This is a genomic window from Streptomyces sp. CBMA123, assembly GCF_014596465.1.
Taxonomy (GTDB): domain Bacteria; phylum Actinomycetota; class Actinomycetes; order Streptomycetales; family Streptomycetaceae; genus Kitasatospora.
Genome location: NZ_MECK01000179.1, coordinates 21,854 through 38,477, shown reverse-complemented (window position 1 = coordinate 38,477; position 16,624 = coordinate 21,854). Strand labels below are relative to the sequence as shown.

The window sequence follows — 16,624 nt, the reverse complement described above, 5'->3', positions numbered from 1 at the left end:
GCGGGGATCCGGAGTCTAGTGGCGGCCCGCCCGCCGGGTCGCGCCGTTTTGGGCGGGATGATGAGCCCATGAACGAGATGCCGGTGCGAGTGCCGGTCGAGGAGTTGCGCAGGTCGTTCGAGGTGCTGATGCGGCGCGTCGAGGCCTCGGCGGGCGACGGGGTTGTGCTGGAGCGGGACTACTTCTGGACGGTGGCGCCAGGCGCGACGGCCGAGGTGAACCGCCAGCCCGGCGCCGATGATCTGACGATCGGGCAGGTCTCGGAGTCCTGGGCGCAACTCCGGGCCCTGCTCGCCGACGAGGACCGCGCCGTCGGCCACCACCTGGTCTGGCTCGCCGACGTCCTGCGCGCGATCGGCCTGGAGCACCCGGCGTAGCCGCGTACGCCGGGCGGGGTGACGGCGGCGTGGCCGACGGGGCCGCCCCACCCGGGCCGGCATGCCGGGCAGGCCCGCGTACGCCGGGCCCGGCTCTCTCCGCGCTCAGCGCCCCGGGCCCGCCGGACTGGCGGTGGCGCCGGGGCCCGAGGGCGGCGCGCTGAGCAGCTCCGGCGCCACCGGCGCGGTCGCGGGATCGGCGATCACCTGGGTGCACCCCCGGTTCGCCGACTGCTCACCGCACACCTGCAGGCCGGCATCGGAGGCGGAGGCGTCGACCATCGGCGAGTACGCGTCGTACCCCCAGTGCACCAGAGCCGTCTGGTGGCCGCCCCGCGCGGTGGTGATCGAGGCGGAGTCGCCCGGGGTGGCACCGGTGAGCTTCGCCCAGGCGGCCCGGCAGCGCGCGCTGTAGCGCACGTGGATGGTCATCCGCTGGACATCGGCGGTGATCAACGTGACGGCGTCGTCGCCGCAGCCGGTGGCCTTCGGATCGAGCCCAGAGCAGGAGACCCCCATGCAGCCGCCCGCGGCGGACGGGGCCACCGTGGCCGACGGTGCGGTCGTGGCTGCGGGGACCGTCGTCGGTCCGGCCTGCGCCGCCTCCGACGAGCGGCCGGGCCACAGTGCGAACCCCAGCCCCACCGCCGCCGCGATGGTCACCACCACCAGTGCCAGGTAGCCGAGTTGGCGCCGCTTGCGCGCCGATCCGCCCGCCCGGCCGTCGCGGGCCTCCCCGCCCTCCGCGTCGTCGGCGGCATCGTCCGCGTCAGCTCCTTCCTGCGCATCACCCGCACCGCCCGCTCCCCGGGACATCGCCGCCTCGAACACCGGCCGCACCGACTCCAGGTCCGTCCTCGACACCTCCGCCAGCCGGGACAGCGCCTCCTCCGTCACCAGCCGTTCGCCGTTGAGCCACCGCTGCCACGAGGACTTGCTGTGGAGCGTCCTCGTCGCCAGCTCGACCAGACTCAGCCCGCTGCGGTCCTTCATCCTCCGGAGCACCTCGACGAGTTCCCGCTCCTCCGCGGACAACCCCTCGGGCAAACGCCTCCAGTGACCGGCCATGTGCTCCCCCCTCAGCAGCATCTGACCTGTGCACAAGGGCAGTTGAACACCCAATGGCCAGCAGACTACCTGTCCCGGACAACGCCGTCAGCGGCTTCCGCCACGCCGGATGCCCTGAGCCGCGGCGAGCGGGCACGGAGCCATCCACCATCCGCCACGTCATCGCCACGCCAAGGCCGGCAGAGAAGACCCCTTCCACTCACAGCCGGCTTCGGGCCCGGGCCGCTGGGCGAGCCGGCCCATCAGGTCGGACAGGACACGCCACCGCATCGGGCCCCGAATGATCCGCCAGAGCTTCGCAGCACTCTCCTTCAGAGCTCGCCCTTCATTGGCGGGCCGGCCGCTCGGCGCGCGCGGCCGGCCCGTAAACCCGCGCACCTGGCGGCGGTCGGCATGCCCGCTACGCCCTTGCGTGGAGCAAGGGGCCGCCGGGCGAAGAACGTTGGCGCAGGAAGTCGGCGGAGCAGACTTCCTGCGCTGGGGGGGCGTCCGGGGGTTACGGCTTGGGGAAGGCGGCGGTCACGGCCTTGGTGCGGGTGAGGATGGCGATCGGGAGGATCGCGAGGGCGGAGAGGCCCTGCAGGACGGCGTACCAGGCCGGGCAGATGCCGGGGATCAGGTCGACGCCGAGGACGGCGAACGGCATCACGGTGGAGACGGTCCGGATCCGGTCGAGGGCCTTGTGGTCGCCGCCGGCGGCGCGGGTGGTGAGGCGGAGGAGCACCGGGGCGAGGGCGGGGAAGATGACGCCGCGGATCCACATGAACGGGGTGGTGCCGTGGCCGGCGGCGGCCATCACGGCGAGGGTCGCGAGGGTGATCAGGCCGATGGCCCCGAAGAGCGTGACGCACCTCTTCGCCGTGGCAAAGGCCTCGCTGGTACGGGAGTTGCCGAGGTTCTCCGTCGCGGTGATCGCCATTGTTCTGTCCTCCGTGTCGTGGTGAGAACGAATCTACGGAGGGGGAGGTCGGCCCGACACCCGTCTGGCCCCACACCTGGGGTGGGGCCAGACCCACCCCCCGCGGGGAGCGGGAGGCCGCCGGAACGATCCGTCAGAAGGCGGCGGTCAGGTGGTCGAACTCGCCGGCCTTGGCGCCCCGGTGGAGCCCGGGCTCCACCTTCCCACCGGTATCGCCGGAGCTGCTGAAGGACGACTTCTGCCCTGCGGGGCCGGTGCTGTGACCGGGACGGTTCACCGTGACCGGAAGGCGGCTCGTGGGACGAGCGGACGCGAAACGGCTGGTATTACTGGGGTATGCAGGAAGAGACCGCACGCTCCGCGATCGACACGTTCATCTCCGCGTTCAACGCCTCGGACGACAGCTATGTGACGGCCCTGCTCTCCCAGGCCCTGACCTCGGACGTGGTCTTCTGGGGACCGTTGGGTCGCAGCGAAGGAATCGCGGCGGTCGAGCGGTTCGTGCTGGACATCCGGCACCACCCGGCGGGGCCCGGCACGATGGTGCGCTGCTCGGCGGTGGACATGCCTGACGAATGGGCCCGGTACCAGTGGGTCTTCACCACGCCTGACGGAGGCCCCCGCCTGGCGGGAACGGACGTCGTCCATCTGCGACGGAGCCTCATCGACCAGTTCATCGTCTTCGCGGGGGAGATCGAGCCGTCCGCCTCCTGAGTCGTCCTGCTGCCGCTGTGGTCTGGTACGAGCTGGACTCCGCCCTCGACGGCGACTGAACACGCGGAGGCCCTCGCCTGGGAAGGCGAGGGCCTCGCGGGCGTCCGACGGTTCGGGTCAGCCGCCGGACGGGTTCCTGGGTGCGCCGCCACCGCCGCCGAAGCCACCGCCACCGCCGAAGCCGCCGGCGGCGCCCTCGACGAGCTGGCTGGCGTTGTAGCCGCCGTTGGAGTCCGGTGTGCCGACGACGGTGACGCTCTGACCGGGCTGGAGGTCGGCGACCTTGCCCTCCTTGTTGAGCTGGACCTTGGTGGAGTCGGCCGTGGTGACCTTGACGGTGTTGCCGTTGGCGTCGGTCAGGTACACCGTCGTCCCGTCGACGGCCTTGACCGTCCCGCGCGTGAAGCCGGCCTGTCCACCACCCTGGCCGCCGCCCTGCCCCTGGCCCTGGCCCTGACCCTGACCACCGCGCCGGCCGCCCGCCTGCCCGCCGCCGTACCCGCCCCCCGCAGAGGCACCTGCGGCGGTCGCGGGCCGAGCGGCGGACTTCGCGCCGGAGGAGGAGGTCCCGTTGCCCTGCTGGTACCAGACCCCGCCCGCGAACGCCACGGTCGCGATCACTCCGCCCGTGAGGACCAGCGAGAGCCAGGGCAGCTTCCGCCGGGGCGGCGCGGCCAGTTCCGCGCTCACGTCGCGTGCGTCCGGCGGGGTGGACAGCAGGGCGACCTGTTCGTCGTGCTCCATCGAAGAAGTGCTCCTACTCATGCCGGAGGGCGTCGATCGGCCGCAGTGAGGCGGCCCGGTTGGCGGGGTAGCTGCCGAAGAACAGTCCGATGGCGACGGCGATGCCGAACGCGCCGAGCACCGAGGCGGGGATCACCACCGGCTTGATGCCGACGATGCTGAAGTGCGAGCCGACGATCCCGGCGGCCACGCCCAACCCCGCGCCGATCACCGACAGCAGGGTCGACTCGGTGAGGAACTGCCCGAGGATCACGGCCCGGGGGGCGCCGAGCGCCTTGCGGATGCCGATCTCGCGGGTCCGCTCGGTCACCGTCACCAGCATGATGTTGGTGATCCCGATCCCGCCGACGAGCAGCGAGATCGCCGCGACCGCGCCGAGCAGCACGGTGAAGGTCTTGGTCGTGCTCTCCCGAGCCGTCAGCAGGGACGCCTGGTTGGTGATCCGGAAGTCGGCCTTGGTCGGGTCGGCGATGGCGTGGGTGCCGAGCAGCACCCGGGTGATGTCGGACTGCGCCGCCGTCGTGGTGTCGGCGGAGGAGGCCTGCACCAGGATCTGGTTGACCGGTCCGAATCCGGTGAACGCGTTCTGCACGGTCGGCAGCGGTGCGATCACCACGTCATCGGGGTCGGTGAACCCGCTGCCGCCCTTGGCGGCGAGCACGCCCACCACCGTGAACGGTGTCCCACCGAGCACGATCTTCTTCCCGACCGGGTCCTCGGTGTCGAACAGCTGCTTGGCGGTCGTGGCGCCGAGCACCGCGACCTTGCGGGAGCCGAGCACGTCGTCATCGGTGAAGTACTCGCCGTGGGAGACCTTCTGGTTGGAGGTCTCGAAGTAGGCGGGGTACGTCCCGACGATCGAACCGGGGCTGTACGAGACGTTCCCGTACAGCGCCGTCCCGCTCGTCGTCACCACCGGCGCCACGGACTTGATCGCCGAGGAGTCGGCGTCGCTCGCCAGCGCCTTGGCGTCGGCGACCGTCAGCTTCTTCACCGACGACGTGGCCCGCGCGCCACCGGACGCCGAACCGGCGCTGACCGTCAGCGAGTTGGTCCCGAGCGAGGTGATCGAGTCCTTCACCGCCTGGGACGAGCCGTTGCCCACCGCCAGCAACAGGATCACCGAGGCGACGCCGATCAGCACCCCCAGCATGGTGAGCGCCGAGCGCACCTTGTTGGCGGCCAGGCCGCCGACCGCGAAGCGGAGTGTCTGCCAGAGGATCATGCGGGCACCCCCGGCATCGCGGGCGGCGGCCCGTCCACCGGCGCCTGCCGGACGTCGCTGACGATCTGTCCGTCGACCAGCCGCAGCACCCGCTTGGCGTGCCGGGCGACCTCGTCCTCGTGGGTGATCAGCACGACCGTACGGCCGGTGGCGTTGAGCCCGTCGATCAGGCCCAGCACGTCCTCCGTCGAGCGGCTGTCCAGGTTCCCGGTCGGCTCGTCCGCGAGCAGCATCGCCGGGGCCGTGACCAGCGCCCGCGCCACCGCGACGCGCTGCTGCTGGCCACCGGAGAGCTGGTTGGGCTTGTGCCCGGACCGCTCGCCGAGGCCGACCAGCGACAGCGCGGCCAGCGCCCGCCGCCGGCGTTCCGCCGCCCGGACGCCCGCGTAGGCGAGCGGCAGCTCGACCTGGGCGAGGGCGGTGGTGCGGGGGACGAGGTTGAAGGACTGGAAGACGAAGCCGATCTTGCGGTTGCGGACCAGGGCGAGCTGCTGCTCGTCCAGGTGGCCGACGTCGGTGCCGTCCAGCAGGTAGCGGCCGGAGGTGGGGACGTCGAGGCAGCCGAGGATGTTCATCAGGGTGGACTTGCCGGAGCCCGAACTGCCCATCACGGCAACGTAGTCGCCCTGCTCGATGTCCAGGTCGACGCCCGCCGGTTCGTCCGTCCCGGGCCGGGACGGGCCGCGCAGGGCGTGCACGGTGGCGTCGCCGTGCCCGTACGACTTGGTGAGCCGGCTGATCCGGATCACCGGTACGGGGTGCGCGGGGACGCGGTTGTCGATGACGTGCTGCATGCTCAGCCCTTACCGCCCCGGCCGCTGCCGCCACCGGCACCGCCGCCACCGGGGATCCCGACCGCGCCGCCGTTGCCGCCCCGGCCACCGCCGCCGCCCAGGCCCGGGAAGGACCCGCTCGGGAAGCCGTTGTTGCCGCTGGTGGTGGGGAGTTCGACCTTGTCGCCCTGGTTGAGTCCGGAGACCACCTGCACCGTGCTGTCGCCCTCGACGCCCACGCCGACGTCGACCCGCGCGGTGGTCCCGTCCTCGTGCACCACCGTCGCGGTGCGCGAGGCCCCGGTGCCGGACAGCGCCGAGGTCGGCAGCGAGAGCGCGTTGTCGGCCTCGCCGGTGATCACCTGGACGGTGGCGCTGAGGCCGGTGCGCAGGGTGCTGGTGTCCCCGTTGAGCTGCAGGGTGGCCGCGTACTGGACGGCGGAGCCGCCGGCCGCGCCGCTTCCGCTGCTCGACGGCAGCGAACTGACCGACAGGACGGTCGCGTTGAGCTTGGTGTCGGACTGGGCGTTCAGCGTGACGGTGGCCGCCTCGCCCTTCTTCAGCTTGAGCGAGTCCAGCTCGGAGAAGTTGGCGGTGACCTGCATCCCGGTCGGGTTGGTCAGCACGATGAAGCCGCTCGGGGTGCCCGAACCCGCGCTCGACCCGGAGGACTTGGCCGAGGAAGCGGAGGAGGCCGAGGAGCCCGAGGCCGAGGCGCCCACCGTGTCCCCGACCTTCGCCGAGACCGAGGCGACCGTCCCGTCCACCGAGGCGGTGAGCGTCGTACCGGTCAGCGCCGCCTGGGCGTTGGTGAGGTTGGTCTGCGCGGTCGCGACCTGCTGCTGGGCCTGGGCCACCGCCGCGTCGTCGACCTTGGTGGTGGTGATGGTGGTGGTCTGCGGGGCGGGCGTACTGCTCCCGCCCGCCCCGTGACCCCCACCGCCCCCGCCGCCGCTGTTCGACGGAGGGGTGGTGGCGCCGGGCAGGGGTTCGGTGGTCGTCGTGGTGACCCCGGCCTGCGCCTTGGTGAGGTTGGCATTCGCGGTGGTGAGCGCCGCCTGGGCGGCGTCCACCTGCTGCTGGGCCGCCGTGGTGTCGACCGTCGCCAGCACCTGGCCCTTCTTGACGGCGTCCCCCACCGCGACCTTGACGGCGGTGAGCCGCCCGCCGGTGGCGAAGTCCTGGGCCGCGTCGGTCGGGGAGGCCAGTGTGCCGGTTCCGGACACGGTGGCCAGGACCGTCCCCTTGGTCACGGTCGCCGTACGGGCGGCCGGCTTGGCGGCGGCCGTGCCGCCGCTGCCGTCGACCGTGGCGTACACCAGGGCCGCACCGCCCAGCAGAGCCACGCCGAGCGCTGAGTTGACGAGGACGGCACCTCGCCGCCGTGGGAGCACCTTCATGGCGCACAGCTTCGCCGGGTGCTCTTGCGCTGCCCTGGGCACCGGCTGGGAGGAGACTGACCGGCCGGATCCGGGCATTCCGCCCGAACCGCCCACCCCGCGCGGGCAGCTTGGCCGGTGCCTGGGCGGACGTTGGCCGAACTCCCAGCGCTCTCCCAGCGATCCCCGGTCATCCGGGAGGGTTTCCTCAGAAAACCACTCCCGTCCCCCAGCCCCCGGGCACCGGAACGCCGCAGGGGCGCACCCCTCACGGAGGGCGCCCCTGCGAACGGAAAGAACGGGAACGGCAGGAAGAACAGGAACAATCGGAAGAACGGAGAGAACGGAAAGAACGGGAAGCCCGACGGACCTCAGCCCTCGATCTCCTTGCGGAAGGCCTCCGCCACCGCCAGGAAGATCGAGTTGCCCTCGGCCTCGCCGATCGAGATCCGCACGCCCTCCGGGAACGGCCGGACGATCACCCCGGCCTCGCCGCAGGCCGCGGCGAAGTCCGCCGAGCGCTCGCCGAGCCCGAGCCAGACGAAGTTGGCCTGCGAGTCCGGGACGTCCCAGCCCTGGGCGCGCAGCCCGGAGACGACCCGGTCGCGCTCCCCGACCAGCGCCTCCACCCGCACCAGCAGCGCCTCCTCGGCGCGCAGCGAGGCAACGGCGGCGTCCTGGGCGAGCTGGCTGACGCCGAACGGGACGGCGGTCTTGCGCAGGGCGGCCGCGACCGGCTCGTGGGCGATCGCGAAGCCGACCCGCAGGCCGGCCAGGCCGTACGCCTTGGAGAAGGTGCGCAGCACGCAGACGTTGGGGCGGTCGCGGTAGAGGTCGATGCCGTTGGGCACCTCGGGGTCGCGGATGAACTCGATGTACGCCTCGTCGACGACGATCAGGACGTCGCCGGGGACGGCGTCCAGGAAGCGCTCCAGCTCGGCGCGGTGGATCACGTTGCCGGTGGGGTTGTTGGGGTTGCAGACGAAGATCAGCCGGGTGTCGGGGGTGACGGCGGCGAGCATCGCGTCCAGGTCGTGGTCGCCGTTGGCCTTGAGCGGGACGGGCACGGGCGTGGCGCCGGCGATCTGGGTGATGATCGGGTAGGCCTCGAAGGAGCGCCAGGCGAAGATCACCTCGTCGCCCGGGCCGGCGGTGGCCAGCACCAGCGACTGGGCGACGCCGACCGAGCCGGTGCCGAGGGCGATGTGCTCGGTGGGCACGCCGAAGCGCTCGGCGAGGACGGCGGTCAGCTCGCTGACGCCCATGTCCGGGTAGCGGTTGAACGAGCCGGCCGCCGCGACCGCCGCCTCCAGGACGCCGGGCAGCGGGTCGTTCGGGTTCTCGTTCGAGGACAGCTTGTAGGCGTCGGCGCCGGCCGGCTTGCCGGGCTTGTAGGTGGGGATGCCGTCCAGGCTCGGGCGCAGGCGCGGGCCCTGCGCTGAGGTACCACTGCTCACGGTCGTACTCCTTCGTGTCTCTGCCGGTCGGCCCGCCCTCGTACGGTCGGGATCGCCGCCGCACCCCGGGACCCGGCTGCGCCCCCGGGATCGCGGGGCGCGCCCGGACCACCCCGGTCGGGTGTCTTGCACGATACCGACCACCCTCACCCGTAGGAGTGAGATGCCCGGACGGGTGACAGGCGCAGATCAGCCATTCTGCCCGGTTCCTTTGGCACATGTCAGAGGTAAGTCGGCTGGTTTCAGGAGGGTATCGAAGGGGCGCACCCGGGATCACTCTTGGAGAAACGTATCTCCGAAGGCTCCCGATGCGCCGGTCACAGACCCTTGGCAGGAGCCATACGATCGGTCCGCCATGACAGCAGCAGCCAACCAGAGCGGTCGGCGGCCCACCACCTCACGGCGTCTGGAGCGGGCCGGCATCCGGGATGTGGCAGCAGCCGCCGGAGTGTCGATCACCACCGTCTCCGATGCGCTGAACGGAAAGGGCCGCCTACCCGACGAGACCCGCAGCCGGGTGCGCGAGGTCGCCGAGCGCCTCGGCTACCGCCCCTCGGCGGCCGCCCGCACCCTGCGCACCGGACGGTCCGGCCTGATCGGACTGACCGTCACGACGTACGGCGAAGAACCCTTCACCTTCACCGAGTTCGCGTACTTCGCCGAGATGGCCCGGGCCGCCACCAGCGCCGCCCTCGGCCGCGGCTACGCGCTGGTGGTGCTGCCCGCCTCCTCCCGCCACGATGTCTGGGGCAACATCGCCCTGGACGGCACCGTGGTGATCGACCCGCCCGACCAGGACCCCCTGGTCAGCGAGCTGTACCGGTCCGGCGTGCCGGTGGTCAGCGACGGCAAGCCCGGCAACTGCCCGGTCACCGCCTGGGTCGACAACGACCACGAGGCCGCCGTGCTCGGCATCCTCGACCACCTCTCCGAAGCGGGCGCCCGCCGGATCGGCCTGCTCACCGGAACCAGCACCGACACCTACACCCGGCTCTCCACCGAGGCCTACCTCGGCTGGTGCGCCAAGGTCGGCCAGGAGCCGGTGTACGAGGCCTACCCGGCCCACGACCCGGCCGCCGGAGCCGTCGCCGCCGACCGGCTGCTCGCCCGCCCGGACCGCCCGGACGCCGTGTACGGCCTGTTCGACCCCAACGGCACCGACCTGCTCGCCGCCGCCCGCCGGTACGGCCTGCGGGTGCCCGACGACCTGCTGCTGGTCTGCTGCAGCGAGAGCGACGTCTACGCGACCACCGAACCGCCGATCACCACCCTCTCGCTCAAGCCGCGCAAGATCGGCACCACCGTCGTCAACCTGCTCATCGACGCCATCGAGGGAGTCGACTCCGGGACGGGCGTGGACATCGCCCGGCTCTTCCCACCGCGCTTCCGCACCGCCGGCACCGGGCCGCCGCCCGGCACCCTGATGCCGACCGAGCTGATCGTCCGCGCCTCCTCCCAGCGACGGAGCCCGCGCACCACCGTCAGCCCGCCCCGGCCGCCGGGCGAGGTGTAGGGGGCGGGTGAGGCCCGGACCTCACCCGCCCCGCGCGGAAAGCCCGCGCCACGCCCCCCCGGAAGCCCTCCGGGAAGCCCGGGACACCCCCCCGAGAGGCCCCCGGAGGCCCCCTGAGAAGCCCCCACCACGGCGGCGAGACCCCACGAGACCCTACCGAGCCGGGACAAAACGGACCTTGCGGGACCGCCCGGCTGACGCTCCGGAGGATTGGATACCCACCAGGTGACGACGGCGGGAGAGTGGTCTTCCTATGATGGGCGAATGACACCCGAGGACCGCTTCCCCGGACCTGAGCACCCCCACTCAGGCCCCCGCCACCAGCCGGACCTCGACGTGCTGCCGTACGGCACCTACTACGAACCCGAGCCCGCCCCGGGCTACCAGAACACCCCGTACGAAGCGGAGACCTACAGCGGCTACGGCGGCGCCCGCTACCTGGAGCAGCACTGGCCCGACGGCCAGGGACACGGACACACCGTGCACGCCCAGGCGGTCGGCACCGACCAGGGGCCGGCCGACCAGTCACCGCTGTTCTCCCCCCAGGGCCAGGGACAGGGCCATGGACAGGGCCAGGCACAGGGCCAGGGACAGGGCGGTTACGAGGGCGGCTACGACGCCCAGGACCACCCCGGCTACGACGCCCAGGACCACTCCGGGTACGAGTCCCAGGAGCACCCCGGCTACGAGCCCACCCTGCCCGACCAGCCCTCCCCGGCCCTCCAGCTCACCGAGCAGCACCCGGGGCAGCTCACCGACCAGCTCGCCGACCGCGACGACCCGCCGACCATCGAACTCGGTCCGCCGCTGCCCGACCCCGCCGCGCCGACCTACCCGTACCCGGCCCCCGGCCCCGGCGAGCCGCCCGGCCCGGTCTACGTCGTCGGCGACGTGCACGGCTACCTCGAGGAACTGCGCACCGAACTGCACCACCAGGGCCTGATCGACGCCGACGGCCACTGGTCGGCCGGCCGCGCCCGGATCTGGTTCCTCGGCGACTTCACCGACCGCGGCCCGGACGGCATCGGCGTCATCGACCTGGTCATGCAGCTCGCCGCCGAGGCCGCCGCCGCCGGTGGCTACTGCCGCGCCCTGATGGGCAATCACGAACTGCTCTTCCTCGGCGCCGCCAGGTACGGCGACGAGCCCGTCCAGTCCACCGCGGGCACCGCCTCCTTCCTCGCCGCCTGGCGGCTCAACGGCGGCCAGCAGAACGACCTGGACCGGCTGGAGGCCCACCACATCAGCTGGCTCTCCCGGCTGCCCGCCATGGGCCTGGAGGACGGGCACCTGCTGCTGCACTCCGACACCACCGCGTACCTGGAGTACGGCGAGTCCATCCCCGACGTCAACGACGCGGTGCACAGCCTGCTCGCCGACGGCAGCGTGGACGAGTGGTGGGACTGCTTCCGCCGCTTCACCAAGCGCTTCGCCTTCCGCGGCGACGCCGGGCCGACGGCCGTCCACGAGCTGCTCGACACCTTCGGCGGCTCCCGGATCGTGCACGGGCACAGCCCGATCCCGTACCTCACCGGCGCGGTGCACGCGGACGACGGGCAGCCGCCGCACATCCCGGGGCCGTACGTGTACGCGGACGACCTGGCGGTGGCGATGGACGGCGGGGTCACCATGGAGGGCCGGCTGCTGGTCGCGCGGCTGCCGATCTGACCTTCGGTCAATTCGGGACCGGCGCCGGAGCAGTTCGGGACCGTCACTGGAACAGTTGTTCCCGGCGCGCACGCCCCTGCACGCGCGCGGCCCGGGGCGCGAAATTCCGGAAACCGACTGTCAGCACGGCCGCACCCGCCCCTACCATGAGGCACACCACACCCGGCCGCCCGTCCGGCGGCCCGCCTCCGCGCCCGCCCCGGCGCCCTGAGGGTGTCCCGCGTCCCCGATGCGGTCCCGCCTCCTCGCCGCCGACCGGGGTCCGCATGAACGGGGTCCCCATGTCCAACCCCCCACCGCTGCTCGCCGAGGACCGCCCGGAGTACGAGCGCCTCCTCGGCGAAGCCCTGCGCGACCGCACCGTCCTCACCGCCCTGCGCGCCCCTGGCGCGCTCACCACCGACCAGCTCCGCGTCCTCGCCCTGCGCGACGCCGACCGCATCAACACCGCGGCCGCCACCGAGTACGCCCACTACACCGCGCTGCGCGAGAGCCTGCGCGCCACACCCCCGCCGCCCGCCGACGTCGAACCGTACGCCCCCGGACTGCTCAGCCAGCTGCGCTCCGCCAACGGCGGCGCCGGGCTGTTCCCCGTCCTCACCGTGCTCACCCCGATCCTCGCCTGGGCCGCCGCACTCGTCCTCCTGCTGGTCGGCTACCTGCTGCGCGCCACCGACTCGGGCCTCACCCTCGGCCGCTCGATGGTCACCGCCGGCTGGGTCGCGCTCGCCGCCGGCGTCGCCGCCATGGCCGTCGGCATCATCGGCCTGCTGCTCACCGCCATACGCGACGGCGCCGCCGCCGTCCCGGCCGGCACCGACCCCGAGCTCGTCGCCGAACTCACCGCCGCCCGCACCGAATGGCGCACCGCCCTGCGCGAACGCGGCCTGCTGCCGTACCTCCACGCCCAGCTGCCCGCCGTCCCCGGCCGCCCGGCCCCCGGCTTCACCAGCCCGGACTTCACCAGCCCCGGCTACAGCCCGCCGGCCTTCACCAGCCCCGGCCCCGACGGCATCACCGACCCCGAGGGCCGCACCTCCCGCCCCGCCGCCTTCACCCCGCCCGACTTCACCGGCCCGGGCTACACCCCGCCCGACTTCACCGGCCCGGACGACGTCGGCTGAGCCGCCCCCGGGGACGACGCCCCGGGACTGCCGCCGCGCAGCCGGATCCGGGACCGCTGCCAGGCAGCCGGCTCCTCAGAACCCGGTCGCCGGCCGGGGCGTGTACGGCGCCTCCGGGGCCGCGCGTTCCTCCCCGTCCAGCCGGACGTCCACCGCGGCCGCCACCTCGGCCGCCGCGCGGATGAACTCGCGGACGCGCTCGGTGGTGTTGGCCGGGAGCCAGACCGGGCCGCGCCGGATCGGCGGGGCGTCGTGGATGGGGACGTAGGCGAGGTCGGGGCGGGGGTAGTAGTGGCGGCAGTGCTGGCCGACGGGAAGGACTCCGCGGCCCATCGCGACCAGGCTGAGCATCTCGGAGAACGTGCTGCCCGAGGGGCCCTTGGGGACGGGGCGGCCGGACGGGGTGCGGTCGGGGGTGCGGTCCCGCTTGAAGCCGATCGAGGTCATGGACGGGTACTGGACCACCGGGTGGTCGCCGAGCACTTCGAGCGACACCGACTCCTCGGCGGCCAGCGGGTGCCCGGCCGGCACCGCCAGGGCGCGCTGCTCGGTGAGCAGGACCGGGCCGAGCGCCATGCCGTCGAAGGGGTGGGAGGCGACCAGCACGTCGATCGAGCCGTCCTCCAGGCTGGAACGGGAGTTGGAGAGCTGCACCTCCCGGACGTCCACCCGGCAGTCCGGGTGCCGCTCGCCGAACAGCGCGACCGCCCTGAGCAGCACCGGCGCCGTCCACTCCCCGAGGAACGCGACCCGCAGCTCACCGGTCACCCCCCGGCCGGCGTCCACCGCCCGGCGCACCGCCTCCTCCATCGCGGCCACCACCGGGGCGAGGTCCCCGGCCAGCTGCCGCCCGACCGGGGTGAGCCGGACGGACCGGCTGGTGCGCTCGAACAGCGGGGCGCCGATCCGGCGTTCCAGCCGCTGGACCACCTGACTGACCCGGCCGGTGCTCAGGCCCAGCCGCTCCGCGGTCCGGCCGAAGTGTAGTTCCCCGGCGAGCGCGAGGAAGACCTCGGTCTCCAGCCGCTCCAGCATGCCGCCCCCTCGAACCACGCACCGTTCCCGCATCGTTTAGTCCTGCTCAACGATCGTACGGTGATCCGCCATTGATGATCGCTCCGGGTCGGAGGATCGTTGACCCCGTCACCAGCGAACCCACACCACCGGAGCCGATCACCATGCGCGTCGTCGCCCTCGACCACCTGGTCCTCAACGTCGCCGACATCGAGCGGTCGCTCGCCTTCTACACCGGCCTCCTCGGCCTGGAGCCGGTCCGGGTCGACGAGTGGCGGGCCGGCAAGGTCTCCTTCCCCTCCGTCCGGGTCAGCCCCGAGACGATCATCGACCTGTTCCACCGCCCCCGCCACGAGTCCAACGTCGACCACATCTGCCTCACCGTCGAACCCCTCGACTGGCAGGAGGTCGTCGACTCGGGCGTCTTCACCGTCCTCGACGGCCCCGGCCCCCGCTACGGCGCCCGCGGCACCGCCACCTCCCTCTACGTCCAGGACCCGGACGGCAACACCGTCGAACTCCGCTGGTACCCCCAGGACGCCGCCGACGCCACCAGCTGAAACGGCGCGGTGCCCGCCCCGGCCCCACGGGGGAGGCCCGGGGCGGGCACCGGACGGCGGACCACGGAGCGCCGTCCCGAGTCGATCGGGACGGCGCTCGGCCGCGGGTGAGTCAGTCGGCCAGGGGGAGGTAGACCCGGTTGCCCTGGGCGGCGAACTCGGCGGACTTCTCCGCCATGCCGGCCAGCGCCTCGGCGTCGAAGTCGCCGGTGACGGCCGTGGAGCCGTCGCCGTGCTCGTCGCGGATCTTCTGGGAGATCTTCATCGAGCAGAACTTCGGGCCGCACATCGAGCAGAAGTGGGCCGTCTTGGCGGGTTCGGCGGGGAGGGTCTCGTCGTGGAAGGCGCGGGCGGTCTCCGGGTCGAGGGCCAGGTTGAACTGGTCCTCCCAGCGGAACTCGAAGCGGGCGTCGGAGAGGGCGTCGTCCCAGGCCTGGGCGCCGGGGTGGCCCTTGGCGAGGTCGGCGGCGTGGGCGGCGATCTTGTAGGTGATCACGCCGGTCTTGACGTCGTCCCGGTTGGGCAGGCCCAGGTGCTCCTTGGGCGTGACGTAGCAGAGCATCGCGGTGCCCCACCAGGCGATCATGGCGGCGCCGATGCCCGAGGTGATGTGGTCGTAGCCGGGGGCGACGTCGGTGGTGAGGGGGCCGAGGGTGTAGAACGGCGCCTCGTCGCAGATCTCCTTCTGGAGATCCATGTTCTCCTTGATCTTGTTCATCGGGACGTGGCCCGGGCCCTCGATCATCACCTGGACGTCGCGCTCGCGGGCGATCCGGCCGAGCTCGCCGAGGGTCTGCAGTTCGGCGAACTGCGCCTCGTCGTTGGCGTCGGCGATGGAGCCGGGGCGCAGGCCGTCACCGAGCGAGAAGGTGACGTCGTAGGTGGCGAGGATGTCGCAGAGTTCCTCGAAGTTGGTGTAGAGGAAGTTCTCCTGGTGGTGTGCCAGGCACCAGGCCGCCATGATCGAGCCGCCGCGCGAGACGATGCCGGTCTTGCGGCGCGCGGTGAGCGGGACGTACCGCAGCAGCACGCCGGCGTGGACGGTCATGTAGTCGACGCCCTGCTCGCACTGCTCGATGACGGTGTCGCGGTAGACCTCCCAACTGAGCTCCTCGGCCTTGCCGTCGACCTTCTCCAGGGCCTGGTAGAGCGGCACGGTGCCGATCGGCACGGGGGAGTTGCGCAGGATCCACTCGCGGGTGGTGTGGATGTTGCGGCCGGTGGAGAGGTCCATGACGGTGTCGGCGCCCCAGCGGGTGGCCCAGGTCATCTTCTCCACCTCCTCCTCGATCGAGGAGGTGACGGCGGAGTTGCCGATGTTGGCGTTGATCTTCACCAGGAAGTTGGTGCCGATGATGGCCGGCTCGACCTCGGGGTGGTTCACGTTGACCGGGATGACGGCCCGGCCGCGGGCCACCTCGTCGCGCACGAACTCGGGCTCCAGGCCTTCGCGCAGGGCCACGAACTCCATCTCCGGCGTGACCACGCCCCGCTTGGCGTAGGCGAGTTGGGTGACGGCGACGCCGCCGCGGCCGCGCAGCGGGCGGCGCGGGCGGCCGGGGAAGACGGCGTCCAGGTTGCGCAGGTCGCCGCCGCGCGGGGAGGTGTGCTTGATCCCGTCGTCCTCGGGGCGCGCCTCGCGGCCGTCGTACTCCTCGACGTCGCCGCGCTGGCGGATCCAGGCGTCGCGCAGGGCGGGCAGGCCGCGCCGCACGTCGGGCTCGTACGCCGGGTCGGTGTACGGGCCGGAGGTGTCGTACAGCGGGACGGTCCGGCCGTTGGTGAGCTGCACCTCGCGGTACGGGACCCGCAGGTCGGGGCGGGATCCGTCGCGGTAGGCCTTGCGCCAGGCCGGGGTGGGGTACCCGGTGCGCTCGCTGCTGGGGGCGCTCTGGGCAGGCTGCGGCTGTGCTTCGAACGTGGTCATCTGACCTCTACTCCCTACGCCGGCATTACCCGGTCCAGGTTCCTGCGGTCGACGCAGCCGTCGGTCCGTCCGTCGACGGTCCCGGTCAGCGTCCTCTCAGCCCGGTGCTCCGAGCTCCCGCGTCGCAGGCGGTGTTGCCTGCACATGACGCCCAACACGGTA

Annotated in this window: 16 protein-coding genes and 1 riboswitch; of the genes, 6 read left to right on the top strand and 10 right to left on the bottom strand. The window is 72.7% G+C overall.

Going from position 1 to position 16,624, the window contains the following annotated elements; genetic code table 11:
• Positions 1-68: 68 nt before the first annotated feature.
• Positions 69-377: a hypothetical protein gene (locus BG452_RS20775; RefSeq protein WP_188305838.1), complete on the top strand. Its 309-nt coding sequence runs from the start codon at positions 69-71 to the stop codon at positions 375-377.
• A 105-nt stretch (positions 378-482) separates the two neighbouring features.
• On the opposite strand, the gene BG452_RS20770 is transcribed toward BG452_RS20775, so the two are convergent.
• The 3 genes from BG452_RS20770 to BG452_RS20760 form a co-directional block, all read right to left on the bottom strand.
• Positions 483-1,445, bottom strand: a complete 963-nt coding sequence (locus BG452_RS20770) for a DUF2690 domain-containing protein (protein ID WP_223242500.1) — start codon at positions 1,443-1,445, stop codon at positions 483-485.
• A 496-nt stretch (positions 1,446-1,941) separates the two neighbouring features.
• Positions 1,942-2,364, bottom strand: a complete 423-nt coding sequence (locus BG452_RS20765) for a hypothetical protein (protein ID WP_188305836.1) — start codon at positions 2,362-2,364, stop codon at positions 1,942-1,944.
• 133 nt (positions 2,365-2,497) lie between these two features.
• Positions 2,498-2,641, bottom strand: coding sequence for a hypothetical protein (locus BG452_RS20760; RefSeq protein WP_188305835.1), 144 nt, complete (start codon positions 2,639-2,641; stop codon positions 2,498-2,500).
• Positions 2,642-2,700: 59 nt separating this feature from the next.
• Between BG452_RS20760 and BG452_RS20755 the strand changes: the two genes are divergently transcribed.
• Positions 2,701-3,078: a nuclear transport factor 2 family protein gene (locus BG452_RS20755; protein WP_188305834.1), complete on the top strand. Its 378-nt coding sequence runs from the start codon at positions 2,701-2,703 to the stop codon at positions 3,076-3,078.
• A 117-nt stretch (positions 3,079-3,195) separates the two neighbouring features.
• Here the strand turns inward: BG452_RS20755 and BG452_RS20750 are convergent, their stop codons facing one another.
• From BG452_RS20750 to hisC, 5 genes are all read right to left on the bottom strand, one after another.
• Entirely contained in the window at positions 3,196-3,822 is a 627-nt protein-coding gene (locus tag BG452_RS20750) for a DUF5666 domain-containing protein (RefSeq protein ID WP_188305833.1), read from the bottom strand.
• Between the two features lie 13 nt (positions 3,823-3,835).
• A complete protein-coding gene (locus BG452_RS20745; protein ID WP_188305832.1) occupies positions 3,836-5,047 on the bottom strand; it encodes an ABC transporter permease in 1,212 nt (403 codons plus the stop codon).
• A complete protein-coding gene (locus BG452_RS20740) occupies positions 5,044-5,841 on the bottom strand; it encodes an ABC transporter ATP-binding protein (protein ID WP_188305831.1) in 798 nt (265 codons plus the stop codon). Before BG452_RS20740 ends, BG452_RS20745 begins: the two co-directional genes overlap by 4 nt.
• Positions 5,842-5,843: 2 nt before the next feature.
• Positions 5,844-7,220 (bottom strand): efflux RND transporter periplasmic adaptor subunit, encoded by a 1,377-nt coding sequence (locus BG452_RS20735; protein ID WP_188305830.1) that lies wholly within the window; start codon positions 7,218-7,220, stop codon positions 5,844-5,846.
• 350 nt (positions 7,221-7,570) lie between these two features.
• Positions 7,571-8,656: a histidinol-phosphate transaminase gene (hisC, locus tag BG452_RS20730; RefSeq protein ID WP_188305829.1), complete on the bottom strand. Its 1,086-nt coding sequence runs from the start codon at positions 8,654-8,656 to the stop codon at positions 7,571-7,573.
• Between the two features lie 355 nt (positions 8,657-9,011).
• Here hisC and BG452_RS20725 point away from each other — a divergent pair, with 355 nt between their 5' ends.
• The 3 genes from BG452_RS20725 to BG452_RS20715 all read left to right on the top strand — a co-directional run bounded on the left by BG452_RS20725 (position 9,012) and on the right by BG452_RS20715 (position 12,961).
• Entirely contained in the window at positions 9,012-10,169 is a 1,158-nt protein-coding gene (locus tag BG452_RS20725; protein ID WP_188305828.1) for a LacI family DNA-binding transcriptional regulator, read from the top strand.
• Positions 10,170-10,433: 264 nt separating this feature from the next.
• Positions 10,434-11,837 (top strand): metallophosphoesterase, encoded by a 1,404-nt coding sequence (locus BG452_RS20720; RefSeq protein WP_411292982.1) that lies wholly within the window; start codon positions 10,434-10,436, stop codon positions 11,835-11,837.
• 281 nt (positions 11,838-12,118) lie between these two features.
• The gene (locus tag BG452_RS20715) at positions 12,119-12,961 is read left to right on the top strand and encodes a hypothetical protein (RefSeq protein ID WP_188305827.1); all 843 of its coding nucleotides are present in this window, start codon (positions 12,119-12,121) and stop codon (positions 12,959-12,961) included.
• A 75-nt stretch (positions 12,962-13,036) separates the two neighbouring features.
• On the opposite strand, the gene BG452_RS20710 is transcribed toward BG452_RS20715, so the two are convergent.
• On the bottom strand, positions 13,037-13,996 hold the full coding sequence (locus BG452_RS20710) for a LysR family transcriptional regulator (RefSeq protein ID WP_188305826.1): 960 nt from the start codon (positions 13,994-13,996) through the stop codon (positions 13,037-13,039).
• 143 nt (positions 13,997-14,139) lie between these two features.
• Here BG452_RS20710 and BG452_RS20705 point away from each other — a divergent pair, with 143 nt between their 5' ends.
• The gene (locus BG452_RS20705; protein ID WP_188305825.1) at positions 14,140-14,535 is read left to right on the top strand and encodes a VOC family protein; all 396 of its coding nucleotides are present in this window, start codon (positions 14,140-14,142) and stop codon (positions 14,533-14,535) included.
• 112 nt (positions 14,536-14,647) lie between these two features.
• Here BG452_RS20705 and thiC read toward each other — a convergent pair whose 3' ends face one another.
• Entirely contained in the window at positions 14,648-16,462 is a 1,815-nt protein-coding gene (gene thiC / locus BG452_RS20700) for a phosphomethylpyrimidine synthase ThiC (protein ID WP_188305824.1), read from the bottom strand.
• A riboswitch (TPP riboswitch) is annotated at positions 16,457-16,593 on the bottom strand. It overlaps the preceding gene by 6 nt.
• Positions 16,594-16,624 lie beyond the last annotated feature (31 nt).